We start from the raw sequence: 22,903 nt of genomic DNA, 5'->3' as shown, positions 1-22,903 counted from the left end.
GTAAGCGCTTCGATTTCAAATGTCCTATCGAAGTCATGAGCGAAGTGATGCAGAAAGCCTTGGCTATGCAATATGATGCTCCTGCGTCAATTCAATAACCGTGTTGCACTCAGCTCCTGCAACCGCCCTGTCTAAAATAGATGGTGTGATTGTCGCGCGCGTACACGTTGTATTGCCCGAGCGCATCGCGCCGGGAGAGCCCATCCAGCCCGCATCGGCCTCAGTATTTATCAAACACGATCCGCGCCTTGATCCCGACAACATCCGTACACGCGTGCGTCGACTGGTCGCGAGCAGTATTCCTGGCATGACCACTGCGGAGGAAAACCCGCAAAAACTCACCGTGATATTTGTACCGGCCGCAGCGTATCAAGAGCAACAACGCCTGGTCTATTTTGGGCCGTTTCTGGTGCCTGGGGAGGATCTAAGGTTTTGGCACTTGAGCGTTTCATTCTCGTTACTGGGCCTGATACTGACGGTGGGCACCCTGCTGTTCTTGCGCCTGCGCCGACAACGGCAACAAACGCTAGCCCCTAAGGAACCGGTCGCGCCTGCTCATGACACGTAGAGCCCCTCGTCCGATCAGTGATCATCTAGCTTGGGCACAATGGTGGGCGTTCCCCTGGAAACCCTCACATCAATCCTGGAGATCCGCAGAAAGGTTCCCTGCCATTGATGCGCTGGAGCGTATAGCAAGCCGGTTACCAAAGACCATTGCGGCCATTGCCCCGTGCCTGCCCCCTGCGCCCCAGCCCACGGAAGTACGGCTGGCACTGGCCTCAACCGAACAACTCAACTTGATGCTCGCACTGCTTCACACGACCTGCCGCCCCGAAGACGCAGCCCCGATAAGCAAAAGTCATCACCAGTGGTGTATTGGGCTTTCCAAGGCGCTGCCTCCTGACATGCTTTTACACAAAGATGATCCGTTGCAACTACTGCGTAGCTGGGTGAAACCCGATACATGGCAGCGTCTTCGACTGCGCTTTCCCTGTGAGCGGGTACTTGAAATGGAAAAAAACACCCTCTCCCTCGAACACGGCAACAGTCGACTCAACACCCTGTGGCAAGCCATTGTCTGGCGCGCCACCGCAACGCCCCACGCCCCCCCCGGATCGCACGAACAAGGAGCATAACAATGCTGGCTCGACGCAAAATCAACCTGCTCGCAGACTCCCAAAGACAACCCCACCCCCTGATCCCACGCGAAACCCTTACCGATTATGCCCAGGCCCACCAGGTGCTGAGCCGTGCTCGAGCCCAGGCAAATGAAATGCTGAAGCTGGCGAAAGAGCAATCCAAGGCACACTTGCAAAAGCTCACTCTTGAGTTCTGGCTGCGCGCCGATGCCCAGCTAAGCCGCTGGAATAATGACCGTCAGCAGATGTATGACAACCTTGAAGAACACGCCACCTCAATCACCACCCAAGCCATTCGCCTATTGCTTGACGATACGCCAGACCCCAAACGCCTGGCCGCCATGATCAAGCAACTGCTGGCAAACCTGCCACCCGCGATCAACGCGACTCTATTCTGCAACCCACATGAAATTGAAGATGCAAAACACTGCCTTGCCAGTCATAGCACCACGGCCTGGAATCTTCAGCCTGATGAAACGGTCAAGCCTCAAACGCTCGTACTTAAAACAGACGAGGGCGACTATCACATCAGCTGGAATTCAATGCGCGAAGCCATTTCAACCACAAGAGCCAGCCTCTGAAAGCAACATACTGTTACACACAACTCATTACATAAAGGAACCAGATAGCGAATTAACACCACAACAAGCGTACACAAGAGGAAAACTTATGAAATTTTTTAGCGACCTATCACGTCAACTTTTACACACAGGCAGCAAGGTACAAAGAGACCTAGATGCAAGTATTAAAGACGCAATAGAACTTGAGGGCGACGCTGAACAATTTTATAAATTATTAGAACATCTATTTTTCACCGACTTGGCTTTTCATGAGCAGGGTCGTGCAAACCATATGATGGTCAAGACAACTTTTGACAGCTTCCAATAAATTGAACGATCTCATTTCTCACTGGTTCAGTAGCCGTCAAGAACAACTCATCGTGTTTGAAGGCGACGATGAGATCAACCTGCGACGCCATGCGCACACGCTGCTACTGAGTGTGCAACTTACCCACAACCGACCTGAAAAATCACTCCTGACCGGCTGGATGCGGCTAGGAGGCGTGAGCCTGAATCACTTCCAGGGTGCGCTCAGCCAGGCACCAGGCACTGGCATGCTCTGGCTGGTTCAATGCCTGCACACCGGGTGCGCTGAAAAACAGTTGCTGGAGGGTATCGAGTCCCTGCTGAACCAACGCGATACCTGGCGCGCCATTGTCGCGCGCCAGGCCAGGCCGCCTCAGAAACTCACTCCCACCTCGCTACGGTTGCTGCCGCACTAATCAGAGAACGCCCCATGAACAACAAGCACCACAAGCGCATTCGCTTGCGCGCCGTCTCGCCTGCTGATGCCCGCAAAAAAACCAATTGGCGCTGCCTGCTGGTACTGCCCTGGTTGCTTATGCCTCTACAAAATACGCTCGCCGCGATCCCCACCGAATGGAAGAACACTGCGTATGCCTATGAAGCCGAACATAAGCCGGTGCAAGAAGTCCTGGAGGACTTCGCCCAGACCTTTGGCACACAGTTGCAGATCGACGGCCTGCTGGAGGGCAACGTCAATGGCAAGATCCGCGCTAATACCCCGCAGTCGTTGCTCGACCGACTGGGGGTAGAGCATCGTTTCCAGTGGTACATGTACAACAACACGCTGTACATCAGCACCCTGGACCAACAGGAGTCCGCGCGCCTGGAGGTCTCCTCCGAAACGGTGGCTGACTTGAAGCAGGCCTTGACCGACATTGGCCTGCTCGATAGCCGTTTCGGCTGGGGAGAATTACCCGACGAGGGTGTGGTGCTGGTGTCGGGCCCCAAGCGTTATATCGACCAGATCAAACAGTTCAGCAGCCAGCGTAAATCTCCCGATGAAAAACAGAGTGTGCTGACGTTCCCCCTGAAGTTCGCCAACGCGGCAGACCGCCCGATTGATTATCGTGGCGAAAAATTGACCATCCCCGGAGTGGCCAGCATGCTGCGAGGGTTGCTGGAGCCTCGGGACACCTCAGTGCTTTCGTCGATGACCCCGCGTCCCGCCTCGTCATCGCAACCCTCCCCTGTCACCCCCATCCTCCCCCGCCTGGGCAACCCGATGCTGGACCAGATGCTCGGCCCGGCGGCTCCCCTCGGGCAGATGAATCCAGGCATGTCGCTCACCTCCAGGGCACCGGTTGCAAGAGGCCGGATCCGCGTCGAAGCGGATGTGCGTAACAACGCCGTATTGATCTATGACCTGCCGGAGCGCCAGGCCATGTACCACGAGCTGATCGCCCAGCTCGATGTGGCACGCAAGCTGGTGGAGATCGACGCGATCATTCTCGATATCGAGCGCACGCAACTGCGTGAGTTCGGGGTCAACTGGGGTTTCCAGAACAGCCGCTTTCGTGGCGGGGTGAACATGGCGCCGGGCACCTCCGCGCAGATGTCGATTGAAAACCGCGACCGTTTCTACGCCGATATCCGTGCCCTGGAGGCCAAGGGCCTGGCGACCATGGTGTCCAACCCTTCGGTGCTGACCCTGGAAAACCAGCCGGCGGTGATTGACTTCAACCGCACCCAGTACCTGACCGCTGGCGTCGAGAACGCAACCATCTTGCCCATCACCGTGGGCACCAGTTTCCAGGTGGTGCCACGGGTCATCACTTCGCGCGGCAGCCATCAGGTCCATCTGGCGGTGGATATTGAAGACGGCAACTTCGACGAAACCAACCCCGAACGCATCGGCCCCGATGTACGCCGCGGCAAGGTCAGCACCCAGGCGGTGATGGCGGAAAAACGCTCGCTGGTGGTCGGCGGCTTCCATGTCAGCGAAAGCGCCGACAGACGCAACAAGGTGCCGGTGCTGGGCGATATCCCGTTACTGGGCAAGACGCTGTTCTCTTCCACCGAGCGCCAGAACAACCGCCGCGAACGCCTGTTTATCCTGACCCCGCGCGTGATCGGCGACCAGGCCGACCCGTCGCGCTATTTGCCCCAGGACGACCAGGTGGAACTGCAGGCCGCCCTCAGGCCCTTGGCCAGGCGCTATGCCGAGCACCAGCCGGTAATCAAGCGCAGCGATATCACCAGCGCCCTTGCGCACCTGGTCACCGGGCAAGTGCCCAATGCGTTCAAGGCCGAGCCCATGCCCCTGGGCCTGAACACCTTGTGCAGCACCCGTGACCTGCTGGCGCTCAATACCGAACGCAGCCAGTGGTACGCCGGCCCGCAGTTCAACGTGGCGGTGGTGGTGATGCGCAATCAGTTCAAGCGCAACGTACGCATCGATGAAAACGAATGCAGCAACTCCCAGACCCTGGCCGTCAGCGTCTGGCCTCGGGCCTGGCTCAAGCCCGGTGAAGAGGCGGAGGTATTTATCGCCATGCGCCCGGTGGTCAAGGATGAACATATCGGTGTCTCCCGCCCCTCCCTGCTCACTCCAACACGGAAGACTGCGCCATGAAACAGCGACTCGCCTGCATCACCCTTATCAGCCTGGCCCTGCTGATGGTGGGGTGTACACCGACCTGCCGGGGTGACTCGTGCTCCCGGCCACAATCGAGCGCCGGGAAAATGGTGGTGTGGTGGCCGCCGCAGATGCGTGTCGAACCCGGCCCATCGGGGGAGCGCGCGGATTACCAGACGATTTCCCTGGAGCGATGACGGCCATGGGGTTACACAGCGCAGGTTCGCGTGGCCAGGGGTTTCTGGAAGACCTGGTGAGCGGCCGTGCCGCTTACCACTCGCTGCACCCGGGCATTGGCCTGTACCGTTTGAATGCCGGGCCGCAACCCGGCCTGGCCCTGCAGATTGCGCCTGAGGCATTGCAGGCCGGCCAGTTGGAGCGGGTGCTGGAGCGGCGCTTTGAACACGCGACGGTGTTCGATGGGTGCTTTGTGTTCCTCGATGCCAAGGGCAGCCTGGTGATCTGGCATGCCTTGGCGCCCAATGGCCGCTCACCCGATGACATCCTCAGCCGCCTGCTTTCCCTGGCCCGGCTCGAAACCCTGGATGTACACCGCGCGCCCTAGCGGCGCGCAAGCTCCGGTAACTCCAGGGTCTGGCGCTTGGCCTCATCATCGAGGGTGCGCAAGGTACGATAGATGATCGCAACCGCCTGCAAGGTCTCCCGGGGAATGGGCGCACCGAGCTTGCGCTCATACAGCATGCGCGCCAACCATACGCACTGGATCACCGGCACATCGGCGGCCTTGGCCCGCGCAATCAACTGGCGGGCCCGGGTGTCCGTACCTTTATCCACCAACATCGGCAGCGGGGTTTTACCCGGCCGGTAATACAGCGCCACGGCAAAGTGCGTAGGGTTGACCACCAGCATGTCGGACTCTTCCAGCTTGGGCAGCTTGACCTTGGGTTCTTCCTGGGCGAGTTGGTAGGCCAGGGAGCGGCGCTGGCCCTTGACGTGGGGGTCGCCCTCCATGTCCTTGTACTCCTTGACCACCTCCACCTGGGTCATGCGCATGCGCTTGGCAAAGAAGTATTTCTGCATGGCCAGGTCGATCAGCGCGAGCACCAGCAACAGCCCCAGGCAGGCATGCAGCAAGTGGCGGAACAAGGTAATCAGCGCCACGATATAGCTCTGCAGATCGCTGGTGGCCAGGTTGATCAACACCTGCAAAGAGGGGGTGATGACCACATACAAAATCAGCGAGAGCAGCAATGCCTTGCCCAGCCCCATCAACAGGCTGATCACCGACTGGGCGGAAAACATCTGCTTGAGCTGGTTCAGTGGATTGAGGCGATTGAAATCCGGTTTCAGGCTTTCCGGGGCAAACAGGAAGCCGAACTGCATCCAACTGCTGATCAGTTTCGTCACGATCGCCACCGCGCACATCAACAGGCCAAACGAGAAAAAAACCACCAGGCCATCCATCAACACTTCTTCCAGGGCGCGAACAAACGGTTGGCCCATGCGCGAAAACGGCAACGCCATCAACTGCTGGAAGCGCTGCATGCTGGTTTCGGCGGTGAGCAAGGCAATCTCGCTGATCGCGGTGAGCACCAGCAACTTGGGCACATCCTGGCTTTGTGCAACCTGGCCTTTCTGGCGTTGGTCCTTGAGCTTCTTGGGGGTTGCCGCGTGTTTTTTCTCGCCGGAATCGCTCATGGCCCGCCCCCAAACATGTGGCCCAGCGAGTGCTTGAGGTCTAACAGCAAGCCCATGCGCCCGGCGATCAGATCCGATAACAGGGGAAAGTACAGGATTAAAAAGGCCAGGCCTGCCAGGCTCTTGGCCGGCATGGCCAGGGTCGATACCTGCAGCTGCGGGCTGTAGAGCCCCAGCAAGGCAAAGCCGAACTCCAGCAGCAACAGCACCGCGATAAACGGCGCCGCGTAGAGCATCATGTGCACGAAGGTATCGCCGAGCAGCCCCAGGAACACACTGAAGCCGTTGACGGCGAGCAGTGGCACCCAGGCCGTGGGTGGCCAGATCAGATAGCTGTCCCAGATCACCTGTGTCAACGCCCCCAGCCCGAGGGTCGTGATCAACAGAAAAATCGCCAACTGCTTGAACAGATGCCCGACCGGTGTCGCATCCGGTCCCAGCGAGGGGTTGAGCTGCCCGCCGGCCAGGGCGCCGCGCTGGTTGTCAAGCAACGCACCGACCGACTCGACCATCCAGAACGGCATGAACAGCAAAACGCCCAGCAACAGGCCCAGGACCGATTCCTTGAGAACCAGCCCGGCAAGCAGCAGCGCAGAGTAATCCTTGCCCATCAACGCGGCGTGAATGCCGGGCGCGGGGAACAAGGCCACCACCATCACAATCGTGTGCCGGGTCATCCCCCGCACATGCTGGAAACAAAACGCCGGCACCAGGAACATGCACGGGTAGATGCGCGCCATACTGATCAACAGGCTGGGCAAAAACTCAAGGTAAAGGAGCAAAGGTTGTTCCTCAGTTCAGTTCAGTGCCGAGCGGGCAATCATGTCAAAGGTCATATTGATCAGTTGAATCAACTCCACACCAATCCAGCGCCCCGTCAATATCAGGGTGATGCCGACGGCCACCAGCTTGATCCCAAAGGGCAGCGTCTGGTCCTGTATCTGCATCAGGGCCTGCACCAGGGATGTCATCACCCCAACGATCACCGCGACGATCAGCGGTGGTGCCGAGAGCACCACCACCAGCAGCATGCCCTGCTTGAACAGCACGATCGGTTCCATAAGTCACTCACAGATAAGAAAGGAACAGACTGTCGAGCAGCCGCGACCACCCGGAAACCAACACGAACAGGAGCAATTTCAGGGGTAGGGAAATAGTCATCGGCGAGACCATCTGCATGCCCAAAGCCAGCAGCAGGTTGGAGACAATCAGGTCGATGACGATGAAGGGGATATAGATCAAAAAGCCGATTTCAAACCCCGCCTGCAATTGCGAGATCACATAGGCCGGGATCAGCAATATGAAGTCGTCACGGTGGGCGTTTTGCGCCATCTCCGGCGGCCACATGCGTGCGGTGTTTTCCACCAGGTGGGTCAGGATGTCGGGGTCGGTGTTGCGGGTCATGAACAGGCGCAGCGGCTCGATGGCCACAAGCCCCGTTTCCTGCAGACGCTGCACATTGCTCAGGTCTACAGGGGACTGCTTGACGTTCTCGGCAATGGCGTAGCCCACCGGCGCCATGATGAACAGAGTCGCCGCCAGCGCGATACCGTTCAACGCCATACTCGGCGGTACTTGCTGCACGCCAATCGCGTTACGGGTAATCATCAGCACAATCACGATTTTCAGAAAGGACGTGCACACCACCAACAACATGGGCATCAACGACAATGCGCCGAGAAACAGCGCCAGGATAAGGGGGTCAATCCCCTGCAGCATCATCGTGCGAAAATCACACGGGACAACTGCAAACCCAGGCGCCCATCCACCTCCACCAACTGGCCCTGGCCAATCGGTCGGTCGCCGTAGTAAAGCCCTGCCATGCCCGGGGCGTAGCCCGCGATGCTCAGCACCGCGCCGGGGGCCAGGTTGCGCAGCTCCCCAAGGGTCAGGTTCAGAGTCCCGCAGCGCACATTCAAGGCCATGCTCAACTCATCGAAAGGCTCATGGCCAAAAACATCTACCACGGGTTCATCAGGATCATGCTCGTCATACCCTGAGTAATGTTGTGCTGAAAGATCCTCGTCCACAGACGTGTCCTCGATAGATATAAGTGTCAGGCACATAGGCCCCGATTCATCATCAATGCGCCCATGCACGCGATGCCTTCCAAGCCCCAGCCGACCATTGCCGTGCACATCGAAAAAGGCCTGTTCCAGCATCACCACATCCCCGGCACGCAGGCTGCGAACCTGGGTCAGGGGTAGCTGCAAGCGCCCCAACGTCACGGCAATCGCCAGTTGAAACGAGGCTGGCAAGGGCTGAGCTGTCGGTTGCCAGCGCCCCGCTTCACACAGCGCCAATAAACTCTCGGGAGCCAGCAACAGATACCCCACCACCCTGGAGGGCCCCAATGTCACCGTGAGCCGACAACCAAAATTCAGTTTTCCCGGAGATGGCCGTAGCCGCAGGTAACCAAAAAGAGCGCTCACCTGAGGGCTCAAGTGGTGCTGGAACAGCTCCCAGAACCAGGAATCCGGATCATTGCCAGCCTCTGCCAGCGTCACCGGGCATTCCCCCAGCAGGCTGAACATCGGCCCCGGCTCGCTGAAGGCCAGCAGGCCGCAAGCACTGTCGAAGTAAAGGGGGGCAGCGCTTCTGGGCGCGCGCCCGGGTTCAAGCAGCAACTCCCCCTGCTGGTCCTGGACCGTAAACGCCATGCGCAAGCCACGCCCCAAACGAAGCCTCGCCGCCACCGTGCCGCTTTTGACCGATGGAATAACCAAGGTCGGCAGGATCATGCCGTACCCACATGCACCAGATGCACATTGACCGGCTGGCCCAACCCTTCGGCCAAACGCTCCTCACACCCCTGGCGCACGCCCCCCAGCCAACGGGCGGTCAGCTCCTGCTCCGCCGCCAACTCGATGCTCCTGGCCCCCTGTTCACGACGCACGCTGGCGTTGATCCGCCCCAGGCGCGGCAGATACAGCAACGCCTGCAAGGGCCATTGCACCCCTCCACGGATCTGGGGGAGCAACTGGCCGGTCATGGCCTCAATCATCAAGATATCGGCGGACGCCGCAGCGCCCATGGTCGCTGAGCCGTAACCGGCGCCCTCTTCGTTATCGCCAAGCAGATGAGTAAACAACTGCCCCAGCTCCCTGGCCATGCCGCCCACCATCACCGGCTCCCTGTCGTCCCGAGGCTCACGCAGACGCGGGCGTTCGGGTTTGTTTGCTGGAACTTGCGTCATATTTCTTCCTGTATGTCTTCCTGAGCCAACAAAACGGACAACTCCTGAAGTTTCTCGACCTCCTTGAGGCATTGGCTCACCTGCTTCTGCGCACTGGCGACCTGTACCACCTGCTCCTCACGCCGACCATGCAGCTCATGCAACTGCCCTTCTTCACGCCGGGTCCCGGCGGATAAGGTGCGCTCCTGGGTTCCCCAGGCCTTGAGTTGGGACAGCGAGAGCACCTGCCCCTGGTGCTTCTCCAACAGCTCTGCGGTTTTCTCGATTTCCTCCAGGCGGGTCTGCTCAAGCGCTTGCTGCGCCTGCTGGATTTGCGCCAACAAGGCCTGCTGGTGCCGCTTGGCCTCACGCAACGCGCGCTCGGCCCGGTCGGCGCGATGCCTGCGCAAACGCCGCAAGGTGTCGAGTTCAGAAAGGGACATGGGTCGTCAGGCTCATCAATTGATCGAGGGTCATCGGCATCGATGCCGGCTCGCGCAAGTCCTGGCGCAGGAAGCCATCCACCGCCTGGCGGCTGTCCACGGCCAGGTCCGTCAGGGCATCGTTGCCGGGCTGGTATTCCCCCAGCTTGAGCATCAGCTCGATCTGCTGGTACGCCGACAACAAGCGGCGCAGTGCCGTCCCGGCCTGGATATGCGCGGGCTCGGCGACGTTGCTCAAAATCCGTGACAGGCTGGCCAGCACATCCACCGCCGGGTAGTGGCCGCGCTCGGCCAATTTGCGCGACAAGACGATATGGCCATCGAGCAGCGAGCGCACTTCATCGGCCACCGGATCGCTCATGGAGTCCTGCTCGATCAGCACCGTATAGATCGCCGTGATCACCCCCTCGCGGGTCAGCCCTGCACGCTCCACCAGGCGCGGCAGCAAGCTGTACACCGACGGCGGCAGGCCGCCACGCCCCAGCGGTTCGCCGGCGGCCAGGCCGATCTCGCGCTGGGCCCGGGCAAAACGGGTCAGGGAGTCGATCAGCAGCAAGACCCGCTTGCCCTTGCGTCGGTAGCCTTCGGCCAATGCCGTCGCGGTGAAGGCCGCGCGAGCGCGCTCCATGCTCGAACGATCGGATGTCGAACACACCAGCACCGCCTTGGCCCGCAGTTGCTCATCCAACTCGTGATCGAGAAACTTGCGCAACTCACGGCCCCGTTCGCCAATCAGGCCGAACACAATCACATCGCAGTCAACGTTACGGGCGATCTCCGCGAGCAAGGTGGTCTTGCCGCAACCGGCGCCCGCAAACAGGCCCACGCGCTGGCCTTCGCCCAGGGTCAGCAGGCCATCGATCGAGCGCACCCCGGTGGCCAATGCGCGGTTGATCCGCGGACGTTCGGTGGGCAGCGGCGCCTCGCACAACACCAGGCTGGTGTCCTGCGCGTGCGCCTCGACAAAGGCGCTGGCTCCCTCCCCCGCAATCGGGCGGCCAAAGCCGTCCAGCACCTGGCCCAACAGGTCATCGCTGACCCGCACCCGATGCGCAACCCCCAACTGCTCGACACTGGCCCCCACGCGCACGCCTTCAAGGTTGCCCAGGGCACTGAGCACCGCATCCTGCTGGTCGAAGCCGATAATTTCGGCCAGCATGTAGTCACCCGTGGACTTTTCCACCTGGCACAAATCACCGATCCGCGCGTCGGGCAAGCGGCATTGCAGCAACATGCCGTTGACCCGCTGGATCCGCCCACGCACCGAGACCGGCGCGAAATTGGCCAGCGCCTGTGCCCGGTTTTGCTGCCAGGCTTGCAGGCGTGCCTGCAACTCGGCGCTCACCAGCGCACCTCATAGCGCTGTACGCCGTCGAACACCACCTTGCTGTTATCGATCAACACCAGGCGCAAGCCATCCACTTCATCGCCGACAAACAACCGGCTGCCCTCGTCCAGGACCACATGGCCATTGGGCCCGCCGACGATCTGCAGGATCTTGAACGGCAGCTCGGCGCTGCGTTCCCTGACGCGACTGATCACCGGCACAGACGTCTCGAACTGCTCGCCAAAACGATTGAGCATGCGCGACACCAACCCCACGTCGTCCTGGGACACATCGCCATCAAGGGTCACCTGGCCATTGATCACCTGCAGGCGGACCCGATTGCCCAACTCACGCTCGTTGAGCATTTTCAGCAGTTGTTGGCGGACGTCGTAGGGTGAGTCCAGCGCGTTTTTTTGACTTTCCACTGGCATCAACGACGCCTGGGCCTCATGGTCGCCCGTGGTGGCCAGGCCCACCGCCGTGATGATCACGGCAATCACCAGTACCAGGCTGATCATGCGTTTCTGCTGCGGCCCGGAGATCGAGGACAACATCAACGCCGGCCCCGCCTGGCCGGCCGGCCTGGGCGCCGGCGCAACGGCCGCGGACACCGGTGCCTGCGGCCAGGGCTGGTCGGCCAGAGTGACGCACAGGCGAACATTGCCAATCATAAAAGGCGTACCCAGTGCCAGGTCGGCAATCTGCGCCAGAAGCCGACCGTCGCTGGCCCGCACCAGCCCTTCTTCGGCCTGTACCGACCAGCGCTGTTCAATAAAACGCAACAGCACATGACGCTCGGCAATACCTTCGTCATACAGCGAAAGATCCGCATCCGGGTGGGCCCCAATAAGCCACTGCCCGCCAAACAGCGGCAGCGCAGCCCCCAGGTGCAAACCATCAAGCACGCGCAACTCAAACATCACCAGGCCTCATGACCGCAGGAATGACAACAGCCTTCGACGTCCTCATGCCACCTCCTCGCGCATCAGATCGTCCCGAGCCAGATCAAAGCGCCCCAGCACCTTGACCTTGGACGAAGCACTGAGCTCGGCAAACGACAGGACCGGCACATGGTTGAACTCCTCCAGCAACAGGGTGCGCAAGGGGCTGCGCAAATCCTGCGCCACCAGCAGCACACTCTTGCTCTTGGGCCGCACAGCAAAGGCTTGCTTGAGCAGGCTGACCAACGCTGCACTGCTTTCGTGATCCAGGGAAAAGAACACCCCCGTCTGGGTCTGGCGCAGGGCATCGCGCAACACGTTTTCGGTGTGAGGTGACAGCAGCCAGGCATGCAGGCCGTCGGCTTCGCTGTACTGGTGCAGGATCTGCGACTTGAGGGCTATGCGCGCATAGTCGGCCAGGGCATCCGGTTCACGCTCATGCTGACCGTGTTCGATCAACGCCTCGACAATCAGGCGCACAGCCCGTAGCGGTACGCCCTCACCGGCCAGGCGTTGCAATACCGACGAAAAACGCGACAGCGGCATGATCCGCTGCAGCTCCTGCACCAACTCCGGCTGGTTGAACTCCAGCCAACTGAGAATCGCCTTGCTTTCCTGGATCCCGAGGAACTGCGGGCCGCTGAGCAGCATCGCCCGCGTCATGCGCTCCTGAAGCAAGCTGTACGCCGTCGAACGCGCCAGGTGTTCGTCCGCCAGCACCGGGTCATCGGGGGCAAACCACATCCAGTCCTGTTCGTCGCGTTCGACCAGGCCCCGGGTCCCGCTTTCAGGCTCGCTGGCCAATGCCGCAAGCTCCACGCCCACCCAGTGCCCCAGCGTCGCCTTCAACGTGGGCACCTCATGGACACAGAAACGAAACTCATCGTCGGCCAACGCAGGCGCGTACTCGACCTCAAACGGCGGTAGCGTCAAGCCGATCTGGGTGACCAGGCTATTGCGGCTCTGGCGCACCCCGTGGATCACTTGCGCAACCAGCGGGCTCTCCTGCAGGGCCAGCGGAAACTGCAACAGGTACGGCCGTGAGGGATCAAAACCACGCAAGTCCTCCACCCCGTTCTGCTCTGGCGGGACGCTATCGGTAACCGGTTCCTGCGACTGTTCCTCGCGCTGGCGCCGGCGCGTCAGGTAATAACCGAGGCTGCCGGTCATCAACGAAATAAGGATAAACACCACCGTGGGCATCCCCGGTAGCGTGGCGAAGGTGAGCATGCCCACCGAGGCGATCATCCAGCTCTTGGGCTCGCTGGTCATCTGCCGGGCAATCTCGGCGCCCATGTTGTTGCTGCCTTTGTTGCGCCCGGACGGCGCCACACGGGTGATGATCATGCCGGCTGTCAGCGAGATCAGCAGGGCCGGGATCTGCGCGATCAGGCCGTCACCGATGGTCAGTACCGAGTACAGCGCCATGGAGTCGGCGGCGCTCATGCCATGCTGGAACATGCCGGTGGCAAAACCGCCCAGCAAGTTGATCACCACAATGATCAGCCCCGCGATGGCATCCCCCTTGACGAACTTCATGGCCCCGTCCATGGCCCCGAACAACTGGCTCTCGCGCGACAGTTGCTCACGCTTGTCCCGGGCCTGGTTGCCATCGATCAGGCCGGCGCGCAGGTCGCTGTCAATGGACATCTGCTTGCCGGGCATTGCATCCAGGCTAAAGCGCGCCGCCACTTCCGCGACCCGCTCCGAGCCCTTGGTGATCACCAGGAAGTTGACCAGGGTCAGGATCATGAAGATCACCAACCCCACCGCCAGGTTGCCGCCTACCACAAAGTTGCCGAACGCCTCGACAATGTCACCGGCGTCCTGCTCCAGCAGGATCAGGCGCGTGGTGGCAATCGACAACGCCAGGCGAAACATGGTGGTCAGCAGCAGAATCGACGGGAACGAGGAAAAGGCCAGCGGCCCCGGCAAGTACAACGCCAACACGATCAGCAGGCACGAAATACAGATATTGACCGCAATCAGGATATCCACCAGCCAGGTGGGCAACGGCACGATAAAGATAAACACAATGGCCATGACCACCACCGCGCCCAGCACCTCGGCGCGTTGTGCAACCTTCAACAACATCGCATTGATTGCCCGTAAAGCATTCATGCCTTGAATTCCGGCCAAGTGTGGGTATGCCGCGCGCCTCGCTCCTGCATGGCGTATTCATACAGCACCTGCTTGTAGCTGTTCACGGCTTCTTCGCGGCGCCTTGCATCACACCACCAGGCCAGGGGCAGTGCCTTGATCTCCGGGAAAAAGGTGCTGAGGAAACTCAACTGATGAGCCCGGTCATTGCCCCCCAGGTCCCGGGCCAGGTGCCTGATTTCGTGGGGCGTCAGACCGCTGGCTGCATACCCCAGCATGCGCTGCAACAAGCCCACCGGATCCAGGTGCAGTTCGGGATGCAACAGAAGGGCCTGCCCGATCAGCGTCTTGCAGCTCGCGAGCACGCCACTCAATCGGTTACAGTCTTCGAGGCTCCGCAGCAAGGATCGCAACTTGCTCCGGTCGACCGACGAGTTCTCCGCGCCAGCATCAGCGGCCAAGGCCCCTCTGATCAGCCTCAACCCGGACTCGAAGCGGTCTTCACCGTACAGCCCCAACAGCGAACTCATCAGGTTCGCCAGCGATTGGGTCTCGACCACGCTGGTGTAATACATGCTGCGCACAGCCTGGCGCATCTGCGGGTCATCACTGCCCGCCTGCAACGCCATCGCGGTATTCAGGCCCGCCTGGATCTGCGGCTTGTAGTCAGCCTCCAGGTCAGCCAGGGAGCGGCGTGCCAGATTAGCCTCTGTGGTACGCCCCTCGGTATCCGCCTGAAGCGCCACGTGCTTGAGCACCACATAGGCCCGCGCCGGATCGTTGCCGGAGATATCCATCACCTTGCCGACGCTGGCGCCAAGCAGCAACTGAGTGCGGATATTACGGGCGACAGTCGCCATTTTCGCCTGGGCCGGATGCCCCAGTTGCTCATAGAGCTGGGTCAACTGCTCGGCGGGCATGGGGCGCAAGCCCAATTGGCGCTGCCCCAACGCCTTGCCGTGGAACTCGACCTCTTGCGCGAACAGCGTACTGAGATCGTCAACGGCCGGCGTATTGACCTGTGGAGGTTGCCCACCCTCTATCCGTACAGGTGCGGATTGACTCAGCGGTGGGTGATTTTGCACATCGAGGTTGGGATCGACTTTCATGGGAGTGCCAGGACAAGAGATTCGTATCCTTGTGTGGCTGGAACGCCCGATACAGTTCCATCTTCATCCGCTTGGCACGAGCGATGAAAATACCGGCACAAACCCACGGTGCTTTGTGCAAGGCCTTGCAAAAAAAACACCTAAAACAAGATATTTCCTTAAATTTATCAATTAGATAGAGACTTTCCGCGCTTGGCACAAGCGGTGCTAACAGGGTTCTCGTCGAAACCATTTCGACTGCTTATACCCTGAGGAAAAATCATGGATATCCCTATCAGTGTTTTAGTAAATCTTCCCCGAGACCCTGGCCAATCCATCCAGGATCTGTCCGACGACCACCACAAACGCCTGCGCAGGTTCATTCATAAGCGCGTACTGAACCCGGAGGATGCGGACGATATCGTGCAACTGACGTACCTGGAGGCCTGGCGCAACCGGCATCACTTCAGCGCACAGGCGTCACTGAGCACCTGGATGTGCGGGATCGCGCTGAATTTGATCCGCAATCACTTTCGCCGTATCTATGCCAAGCCGGTGCATTGCGAGTTCGATGAATCGCTGTCCCACGGGCAGAACGAAGAGCAGGACCTGGCCCGCCAATTCGAGATCAATCGCCGGCTGGAAAACACCCTCAATGCAATCCAGCACCTGCCCCTGGAAATGCGCAACACCTTGTATGCCTCACTGGAAACCGACGGCAGCTACCAGGACACCGCCAATGCCCTGGAGATCCCGATTGGCACCGTCCGCTCCCGCCTGTCGCGGGCACGGGAGCAGTTGAAACGTGCGACAAAATCTCACCCGTTCCAGTAGGAGAGGGATCGCCCAGGGATAGGGCGCACCTCCCGGCTTCAGGCTTTTTTCGAACGCGGCAACAGAATCGCCAGCACCCCGAGCAGCGGCAGGAACGAGCACAGCGTGTACACGTACTCGATGCCGTGGATATCTGCCAGGTAGCCCAGTAACGCCGCGCCAATCCCGCCAAACCCGAACATCAGGCCAAAGAACACTCCGGCGATCATTCCTACGTTGCCCGGCACCAGCTCCTGCGCGTACACCACAATCGCCGAGAACGCCGAGGCCAGGATAAAACCGATCACCACACTGAGTACGCTGGTCCAGAACAGGTCCACATGGGGCAACAGCAAGGTGAACGGCGCCACACCGAGGATCGAAAACCAGATCACCGCCTTGCGGCCGATCTTGTCGCCAATCGGCCCACCAAAGAACGTGCCCGCCGCCACCGCACCGAGGAACAGGAACAGGTGCAACTGGGAACTGGCCACCGACAGGTCGAACTTCTCGATCAGGTAAAAGGTGAAGTAACTGGTGAAGCTGGCCATGTAGAAGTATTTGGAAAACACCAACAGCCCCAGCACCACCAGCGCGCCGAGCACGCGGTTTTTCGACAGGCCATGGGTGGCGGCCTGGCCCTGCTTGAGCTTGAACAGGTTCAGATGGTTGCGGTACCAACGGCTGATCGCATACAGCACCCCCAGGGCAAACACCGCGAACAGGCCAAACCAGGCCACATTGCCCTGGCCAAACGGAATAATGATCGCCGCCGCCAGCAACGGGCCAAACGCGGAACCGACGTTACCGCCCACCTGGAACGTCGATTGCGCCAGGCCATAGCGCCCACCCGAGGCCAGGCGCGCCACGCGGGAGGCTTCCGGGTGGAAGGTCGAGGAGCCAATGCCGATCAACGCCGCCGCCAGCAGGATCAGCGGGAAACTGCCGACCTGGGACATCATCAAAATCCCCACCAGCGTACAGATCATCCCACAGGGCAACAGGAACGGCTTGGGATGGCGATCGGTGTAATACCCCACCCACGGCTGGAGCAACGAGGCCGTGAGCTGGAACGTCAGGGTAATCAGGCCGACCTGGGTAAAGGTCAGGCCATAACTTTGCTTGAGCATGGGATAGATCGACGGCAATACCGCCTGGATCAAGTCATTGATCAAGTGCGCCAGTGCCACGGCGCCGATGATACGCATGACCAACGGGCTGGATTGCGCCGCGGCCGGCGTCGTAGCCACTGAAGGCTGGGAATTGGTAAGAGCCATGAGGAACGTTTCCGTACAGCAGATGGATGCACAGGTGCAGGTGCGACAATGTGCCATTTTTGTGGGCAGGAAGGCTATCCCGTTAGCAGGCTAACGAGTAGGTGAATCGATGCAGCGGTCACGGTTTGTAAAGGGCCAGCAAGATGAATCCCTTTAACTTGAGGGACCTTTCCTAGAGCATCCTTCGCCTTGTGCCTGGTGGGGGCGGTGGCAGCGTTGAAGACGCCCTGTTCTACAACACCTGCCTGCCCCCGTACGCGGACGCTAGAACACCCCAAATCAAATGTGGGCTTGCTCGCGATCACGGTGGATCAGCCAACTAATGTATCGACTGATACTCAGCCATCGCGGGCAAGCCCCCCACATAAGCCCGCTCCCACCCTTTGATCGGCTTAGGCTTAAGACCAGCGCAACCCCCCAGCCACGGGTCGCTTCACCCGGCGTTTTCCTTAAACAGTTGATAGCGTAGATAAATTTTCAAAAAAGCGCTTGACGCATTCCCGTTCTACGCGAATAATGCGCGCCACTTGGCTACATAGCTCAGTTGGTTAGAGCATAGCATTCATAATGCTGGGGTCCGGGGTTCAAGTCCCTGTGTAGCCACCAAGTACCGATTTATAGAGATCCAAGGATGTCTATAAATTACCTCAAGAAGCCCGCCTCGTGCGGGCTTTCTTGTATCTGGACGTCCAAGCTGGTCCACCTACATCCTTCACATCTTGTATGCCTCCATGTATGCTTCAATAAAAATTGAACTGGAGGCATACACGAGTGAAACGCAGCGATATTAAACGCCGTCCTCTCTCCGATACCGCACTAGTCAATCTCGCTCCCGAAGCGGGGGCCTACCGTGAGCTAGACAGCTCGGGGCTGTATTTCAGAGTAAAGCCTAACGGGCAGAAGTCGTGGGAGTTGCGCTATAAGAAGCCCGACGGCAAATGGTCGTGGCTCGGGCTTGGCGGTTACCCAGAAGTCAGCGGCGCCCTTGCTCGGCAAAAAGCTGCTGAATTGAGATCGGATGCAGCAGAAGGCAAAAATCCGATAGCCTCCAAGAAAGCTAGAAAAGCTGCGGAGATAGCAGCAACAAACGAAACCTTTGAAGTCTTGGCTCGTGAATGGCATACGTCTCGCTTGGCTGGCTGGGATGTCGGCACAGCAAAAAGAGTCCTTGGAGCCTTGGAACGCCACGTGTTCCCTCTTGTCGGAAAACGTCCTTATGTCTCCATCATGTCGATGGAATGGATGGAGCTTTTGAGAGGGCTCGAACGTCAGGGAATCCTCGAGCAGATGAGTCGCGTGAGGGCTTACTGCAAAGACATCTACGACCTGGCTCGCGTAACCGGCAGGGCGATGAACAACCCCTTAGAGGGGGTTCATAAATTTCTGTCATCGGGAAAGGCCGAGAACTACGCCCATGTCTCCCTGGAAGAACTTCCCGCACTGCTCAGAGCAATACGATCATACCCACACGCCAGGGATATCCAGCTTGGCCTCCAACTGCTTACTCTCATGGCTGTCCGCCCCAGCGAGCTTCGAGAGGCATACTGGGCTGAGTTCGACTTTGACAAACGGCTTTGGACCATCCCCGTTGAACGCAAAGGCCGTAAAAAAGGGCGTGAACACCTTGTACCACTCTGCAAGCAGGCACTAAGCGCTCTTACTGAACTAAGGAAAATCACGGGAGCGTACCCATTGCTGTTCCCTGGTCGAAGTGATCGAACCAAGCCTCGCAGCGATACCGTTTTTCTGATGGCGCTAAGGCGCCTTGGTTACGAAGGACGACAGACCGGACATGGCTTCCGTCATATTGCAAGCACCGTACTCAACGAGCACGGTTTTCCAGCGGACCACATTGAAGCCCAGCTCAGTCACAAGCCGTCAGGTGTCCGAGGGATCTATAACAAGGCTCAGTACCTGGAGCAACGTACGACAATGATGCAGTGGTACGCCGATTATCTTGACGGGCTTGAACAGGAAATATCAGAGCCGTATAAAACTACGGCCTCTTAGCTTCTTGCCCAGTGAAGAGAGTCCGCAGAGCGTCCTGATAGGCTTAGCTTGAAGTCGACCATTTAGGTTGCGGGATGCCACAGCTTGGTGAGCATTTATCCAAATTGAGCTGACTGTCAGCTTTAATACTTTCACACCGCCTACGAATTAGCGCTGTTGTTAACTCGTAATAGTAGACGGTAGCTGGAGCTGAGCATCGCAGGTAGTGCTTCAGAAACCATCTCACGTGCTTTTCTCTCCAGGACCAGGGCGTCGCGCAACCCCAACGCTCACGAATCGCCTCGTGCATCCTTTCTGCTTGCCTGATGTGCCGCTGCCGCGTGGCATGCGCACCTTTAAGCAGAGGGCTCAAAAACAACTCCATATCGAACTCGGACTTCATCGATGACCTCCGATGTAGGCACTCACAACGTCGATGCGGTTATGCCCCAACTCGTGGCTGATCTGCTGGCGTGCACACTGATCGAGTGCTCGATCCTCTCGATGACAACGACCGCCATTGATGGGCGCGGAGAAGCCGGTCAGTTGCTCATAGCGCTCACAGGCGTAAGCCGCCCGCAGCTCATGAAAACCTTTCAATCCATGCTCATGCAGAATGTCCCGTGCCGGTCGCACAACTACCTGCATAAAGTCTTTGTAGCTTTCGTCGGGCGCCAACAAATTCCGGCTGCCATTGGGTGAGTTCGCGCTGGCCCAATCCAGGGCATCGCGAACTTGATCCGTTACCGTAATCCAGCGCGGTGCCGATGCGCCTGATCGACCGCCTTTGGTGCCATCCTGGATGTTGATCTTGCCCAGTTGCCGACCCTCACGTTGCAGTCGGGGCAGATCGGCCAGGATCGCTTCGCGCAGGCGCATACCAGTCTCACGGGCGAGGAGCACAATGGCACTCACCCTCGATTGCTGACGATCTGACAGAGTCCGCGCGATCAACTCGACCTGCGCACGGTCTTGGCCTTGCGGAGCCTCACTACGCACGCTTGAGCGCTGCAAGCCAAGCGCCTTACTCGGACTCGGGATTTTGACGTACTGATCACCGCGCAGCGCGGCCATCGTTCGGTTCACGCTGGACAGTCGGTTCTGCGCGGTGGCAATGCCGACGTTGCCCTGATCAACCTGCTCCCGCACGTGGACGGCGTACCGCATGAGGATCTCGCGGTCTATCTGGCGCGCGTCGTTGACCCTCGGCCCTTCATCGGATCGACACCAATGCACGAACGCCTGCCAGCGATCACTATGGGCTTTGACGGTAGCAAAATGGCCGTCGCCAAACAGGTCTTTCAGTGCTTGCGGTCCAGCATAGCTAAGCTGGCGACCGAAGCCGAAATTGCGCCCCGCTCGCTTACCGACCCGAGCCATTTTTCTGTTCCTGATCGACTGCCGCGAGATCATGCAAAAGGGCTCGCCAGTGCGCACTTACAATCGCGAACTGAGCCCAATCAGTCGGGCGAAAACACAGCGTGTTGTCAGTGACGTAGAGATGCACGCCCTGCTCTTTCAACAACTGAATGATGGCTGTCGTCGAGGTGATAGTTTTACGGGTGGTGGCGACACCGGCGACAGCGGCGACATCCCTTGCCCTGCTTGGCTTTGAGCGTGGCGACAAAGTGGCGACAGTAGCGGCGACAAATTGCGCTTTCGGCTCCTTTTCGCGCTGAGCCAGATGGTTGCGCAGCGCTTCATCAAGATTGAACATGGCGCACCTCGAAGGTGTGGCCGTCGGTGATGAGCCACTGATGATCAATCAACTCGACCAGCAGCTTGGCGGCATGACGACTGCTCTTGCGGGCAAAGCGGGGACCGTTGCGATTCAATTCACGAATACTGAAACGCTTCCAATCTTTGACCTGTAGCCATCGCAGCAGCCGGTCTGCCTCCTCTTTTACTCGACACACTGGCTCCTGCTCAGTCAGGCGCTGGATCTCGGTGAGGTAGTAGCCGACTAAAGCGGAGGCACGCTGGATATGGTCGACCTCCACGGCGCTGCTCTCCTCCACAACTGCAAGAATGCCGGCGACGCGCAGCAGGTTATCGGCGGCCTTTGATCCGCTGGGCCGTACGCTGGCCAGCTCGCCAAACTCCCCCAGCTGAGCTTCGATAGCATCATGCAAATCAATCCAGCGACGGCGGGCCAACGGACTGAGGGTCAGCGGTGACAGCTGCAGAGCACCGTCAGCGGAAAGTGACCAAGGCTTATGAAACAGGGCCGAAAGGCGGTGGTGATATCGCTTTAGGACGGCGTCTTTCGACAAGTCGACAGCCTGATAGCTACGTTGTCCAGCCAGGCTGGTGGGCCAGGTCATCAGGCAGCGTCCGAGGATGCCTTGCCCCTGGAGCAACGGATCACTTAGTAACTGTATGGCCAAGTACGGTTGCAACATCAGGTGCAGGCTCACGCGTCGGTCATAGGCTCGCAGGCTTTCACCTGCCATGGAGCGCGCGCGATCTATCGGACTGCCATCCCAGAGTGACGACAAGGTTGTTACCGCTTTCAAGCGGTTATCCCGACTCATGGTGCTGCTACCGAGGAATTGTCCACCCTCATCACAGAACAGCCCCATGCTAGGCAGGTCATGACAAAGCCCCTTCACTAGGGCCTCGATAGTCGGGTCCGTGGTGATCAGCCGAGGGGCTGAGGGCTCCGCTTCGAGTGACATTCCGTTCGCGGACTCAGGATCGGCAGGCTTGATACGCTGCGCCTGTCGCTGTGCGGCACGGTACCGGGTAAGTTGTTCGCGATAGCGCTGCCACTGCTCACGCTCCCATTGCCGTGCTGGCAGCAATGCACATCGATCTGCCGCCGTTTTACGATCCCCTGACGCGGCCACCGTGATCAGGTACAGCGACAGCGGATAACTGCGCCCGTCGAGCTGTAAGCCCGCATGACCTTGAGTGGCCAGAGCCGAGGCAGCCAACATCGATTGTGCGGCCAGTGCTTGGGGCACGCCGATGACCTCGGCCATGCGCTCTACCGCAGGCCCAAGAATTCCACCCAGTGCCTGCACCGGATAAGCCTGGGCGACGGGATTCGACTCAATCAGCGGTCGAGGTCGTCGTGGTTGTTCAAGCTTCGGATCTAACTGCTGCATGGGCCCTCTCCTCGTTCATTGCTGGTTGCCCTCACGTAGTCCCGCCACGGATGTTGAGTGTTATCAGGGATCAAGGCCCCTGCGGCCTGTGAGGTGTTCACTGACGCGGAACGCACGGCTCCTTACGACCGGGAGCGAGGGCATAAACCCATGAATCTGGCCTCCTTAGACGCATCCGAAGATGCGGGCGGGTGGAGGCTGTGCCGACTGACGAGTTCGGCACCTAGAGATCCTGGGTGAGAGAAGGCAACAACATCGACATCTGGCGCATGCCTGCGGATTCCACGCCATCCGGACACTCAGCCCACCAACATCCGGACACTCGTTCCACGCTCATCCGGACAGGCAGTCGGAGCGCAGCGACGCAGGTTTGCATTGTTAGTCTGAAGCCCCTACCGCCG

Annotated in this window: 23 protein-coding genes, 1 tRNA gene and 2 pseudogenes; 10 read left to right on the top strand and 16 right to left on the bottom strand. The window is 59.4% G+C overall.

Annotated elements, in window-relative coordinates:
• Positions 1-127 precede the first annotated feature (127 nt).
• The 7 genes and pseudogenes from BLL38_RS28150 to BLL38_RS28115 all read left to right on the top strand — a co-directional run.
• A pseudogene (locus tag BLL38_RS28150) lies at positions 128-568 on the top strand (type III secretion system inner membrane ring lipoprotein SctJ); the annotation flags it as partial.
• A 570-nt stretch (positions 569-1,138) separates the two neighbouring features.
• Positions 1,139-1,720 carry a type III secretion system stator protein SctL gene (gene sctL, locus BLL38_RS28140; RefSeq protein ID WP_076965173.1) on the top strand — a complete coding sequence of 194 codons (582 nt, stop codon included), beginning with the start codon at positions 1,139-1,141 and terminating at the stop codon, positions 1,718-1,720.
• 88 nt (positions 1,721-1,808) lie between these two features.
• Positions 1,809-2,027: a hypothetical protein gene (locus BLL38_RS28135; protein ID WP_076965172.1), complete on the top strand. Its 219-nt coding sequence runs from the start codon at positions 1,809-1,811 to the stop codon at positions 2,025-2,027.
• The gene (locus BLL38_RS28130; RefSeq protein ID WP_232243957.1) at positions 2,011-2,421 is read left to right on the top strand and encodes a type III secretion protein; all 411 of its coding nucleotides are present in this window, start codon (positions 2,011-2,013) and stop codon (positions 2,419-2,421) included. Before BLL38_RS28135 ends, BLL38_RS28130 begins: the two co-directional genes overlap by 17 nt.
• A gap of 14 nt (positions 2,422-2,435) precedes the next feature.
• A complete protein-coding gene (gene sctC, locus BLL38_RS28125; protein WP_076965170.1) occupies positions 2,436-4,577 on the top strand; it encodes a type III secretion system outer membrane ring subunit SctC in 2,142 nt (713 codons plus the stop codon).
• Positions 4,574-4,777: an HrpT family type III secretion system protein gene (hrpT, locus tag BLL38_RS28120; protein WP_076965169.1), complete on the top strand. Its 204-nt coding sequence runs from the start codon at positions 4,574-4,576 to the stop codon at positions 4,775-4,777. The genes sctC and hrpT overlap by 4 nt, the downstream gene beginning before the upstream one ends.
• 5 nt (positions 4,778-4,782) lie before the next feature.
• A complete protein-coding gene (locus BLL38_RS28115) occupies positions 4,783-5,145 on the top strand; it encodes a transcriptional regulator (protein ID WP_076965168.1) in 363 nt (120 codons plus the stop codon).
• Here BLL38_RS28115 and sctU read toward each other — a convergent pair.
• Genes sctU through sctW form a run of 11 tightly spaced genes read right to left on the bottom strand, consistent with a single transcriptional unit; the run spans position 5,142 to position 15,334 of the window.
• Positions 5,142-6,239, bottom strand: a complete 1,098-nt coding sequence (sctU, locus tag BLL38_RS28110) for a type III secretion system export apparatus subunit SctU (RefSeq protein WP_076965167.1) — start codon at positions 6,237-6,239, stop codon at positions 5,142-5,144. The genes BLL38_RS28115 and sctU overlap by 4 nt on opposite strands.
• On the bottom strand, positions 6,236-7,021 hold the full coding sequence (gene sctT / locus BLL38_RS28105; protein WP_076965166.1) for a type III secretion system export apparatus subunit SctT: 786 nt from the start codon (positions 7,019-7,021) through the stop codon (positions 6,236-6,238). The genes sctU and sctT overlap by 4 nt, the downstream gene beginning before the upstream one ends.
• Before the next feature lie 15 nt (positions 7,022-7,036).
• Positions 7,037-7,300 carry a type III secretion system export apparatus subunit SctS gene (sctS, locus tag BLL38_RS28100; protein ID WP_032857802.1) on the bottom strand — a complete coding sequence of 88 codons (264 nt, stop codon included), beginning with the start codon at positions 7,298-7,300 and terminating at the stop codon, positions 7,037-7,039.
• Positions 7,301-7,307: 7 nt separating this feature from the next.
• The gene (gene sctR / locus BLL38_RS28095) at positions 7,308-7,961 is read right to left on the bottom strand and encodes a type III secretion system export apparatus subunit SctR (RefSeq protein WP_076965165.1); all 654 of its coding nucleotides are present in this window, start codon (positions 7,959-7,961) and stop codon (positions 7,308-7,310) included.
• Complete coding sequence (locus BLL38_RS28090) at positions 7,958-8,980, bottom strand: FliM/FliN family flagellar motor switch protein (protein WP_076965164.1); 1,023 nt, start codon at positions 8,978-8,980, stop codon at positions 7,958-7,960. Before BLL38_RS28090 ends, sctR begins: the two co-directional genes overlap by 4 nt.
• Positions 8,977-9,435 (bottom strand): type III secretion system HrpP C-terminal domain-containing protein, encoded by a 459-nt coding sequence (locus BLL38_RS28085; RefSeq protein ID WP_076965163.1) that lies wholly within the window; start codon positions 9,433-9,435, stop codon positions 8,977-8,979. Before BLL38_RS28085 ends, BLL38_RS28090 begins: the two co-directional genes overlap by 4 nt.
• Complete coding sequence (gene sctO / locus BLL38_RS28080) at positions 9,432-9,857, bottom strand: type III secretion system stalk subunit SctO (RefSeq protein ID WP_076965162.1); 426 nt, start codon at positions 9,855-9,857, stop codon at positions 9,432-9,434. The genes BLL38_RS28085 and sctO overlap by 4 nt, the downstream gene beginning before the upstream one ends.
• Complete coding sequence (locus BLL38_RS28075; protein ID WP_076965161.1) at positions 9,844-11,202, bottom strand: FliI/YscN family ATPase; 1,359 nt, start codon at positions 11,200-11,202, stop codon at positions 9,844-9,846. Before BLL38_RS28075 ends, sctO begins: the two co-directional genes overlap by 14 nt.
• The gene (locus tag BLL38_RS28070; RefSeq protein WP_076965160.1) at positions 11,199-12,104 is read right to left on the bottom strand and encodes an FHA domain-containing protein; all 906 of its coding nucleotides are present in this window, start codon (positions 12,102-12,104) and stop codon (positions 11,199-11,201) included. Before BLL38_RS28070 ends, BLL38_RS28075 begins: the two co-directional genes overlap by 4 nt.
• A gap of 45 nt (positions 12,105-12,149) precedes the next feature.
• A complete protein-coding gene (sctV, locus tag BLL38_RS28065; protein WP_076965159.1) occupies positions 12,150-14,246 on the bottom strand; it encodes a type III secretion system export apparatus subunit SctV in 2,097 nt (698 codons plus the stop codon).
• Positions 14,243-15,334, bottom strand: a complete 1,092-nt coding sequence (gene sctW / locus BLL38_RS28060) for a type III secretion system gatekeeper subunit SctW (protein WP_076965158.1) — start codon at positions 15,332-15,334, stop codon at positions 14,243-14,245. The genes sctV and sctW overlap by 4 nt, the downstream gene beginning before the upstream one ends.
• A gap of 261 nt (positions 15,335-15,595) precedes the next feature.
• Here sctW and BLL38_RS28055 point away from each other — a divergent pair, with 261 nt between their 5' ends.
• Positions 15,596-16,147 (top strand): RNA polymerase sigma factor, encoded by a 552-nt coding sequence (locus BLL38_RS28055; RefSeq protein WP_076965157.1) that lies wholly within the window; start codon positions 15,596-15,598, stop codon positions 16,145-16,147.
• Positions 16,148-16,185: 38 nt separating this feature from the next.
• Here BLL38_RS28055 and BLL38_RS28050 read toward each other — a convergent pair whose 3' ends face one another.
• Positions 16,186-17,403: an MFS transporter gene (locus BLL38_RS28050; RefSeq protein ID WP_076965156.1), complete on the bottom strand. Its 1,218-nt coding sequence runs from the start codon at positions 17,401-17,403 to the stop codon at positions 16,186-16,188.
• 529 nt (positions 17,404-17,932) lie between these two features.
• Here BLL38_RS28050 and BLL38_RS28045 point away from each other — a divergent pair.
• Both BLL38_RS28045 and BLL38_RS28040 read left to right on the top strand, forming a co-directional pair.
• Positions 17,933-18,009 (top strand) — tRNA-Met (locus BLL38_RS28045).
• Between the two features lie 165 nt (positions 18,010-18,174).
• Positions 18,175-19,413, top strand: a complete 1,239-nt coding sequence (locus BLL38_RS28040) for a tyrosine-type recombinase/integrase (protein ID WP_032903968.1) — start codon at positions 18,175-18,177, stop codon at positions 19,411-19,413.
• Positions 19,414-19,549: 136 nt separating this feature from the next.
• On the opposite strand, the pseudogene BLL38_RS31580 reads toward BLL38_RS28040, so the two are convergent.
• From BLL38_RS31580 to BLL38_RS28020, 4 genes and pseudogenes are all read right to left on the bottom strand, one after another.
• Positions 19,550-19,795 (bottom strand): annotated as a pseudogene (locus BLL38_RS31580) (hypothetical protein); the annotation flags it as partial.
• Entirely contained in the window at positions 19,792-20,772 is a 981-nt protein-coding gene (locus BLL38_RS28030) for an integrase domain-containing protein (protein WP_033896929.1), read from the bottom strand. The pseudogene BLL38_RS31580 and the gene BLL38_RS28030, both read right to left, overlap by 4 nt.
• A complete protein-coding gene (locus tag BLL38_RS28025; RefSeq protein WP_033896927.1) occupies positions 20,756-21,109 on the bottom strand; it encodes a hypothetical protein in 354 nt (117 codons plus the stop codon). The genes BLL38_RS28030 and BLL38_RS28025 overlap by 17 nt, the downstream gene beginning before the upstream one ends.
• Positions 21,096-22,502, bottom strand: a complete 1,407-nt coding sequence (locus tag BLL38_RS28020; protein WP_032902229.1) for a YfjI family protein — start codon at positions 22,500-22,502, stop codon at positions 21,096-21,098. The genes BLL38_RS28025 and BLL38_RS28020 overlap by 14 nt, the downstream gene beginning before the upstream one ends.
• Positions 22,503-22,903: the final 401 nt, after the last annotated feature.

It is taken from the genome of Pseudomonas gessardii (assembly GCF_001983165.1).
GTDB lineage: Bacteria > Pseudomonadota > Gammaproteobacteria > Pseudomonadales > Pseudomonadaceae > Aquipseudomonas > Aquipseudomonas gessardii.
This window is presented reverse-complemented; position numbering and strand designations above follow the sequence as displayed.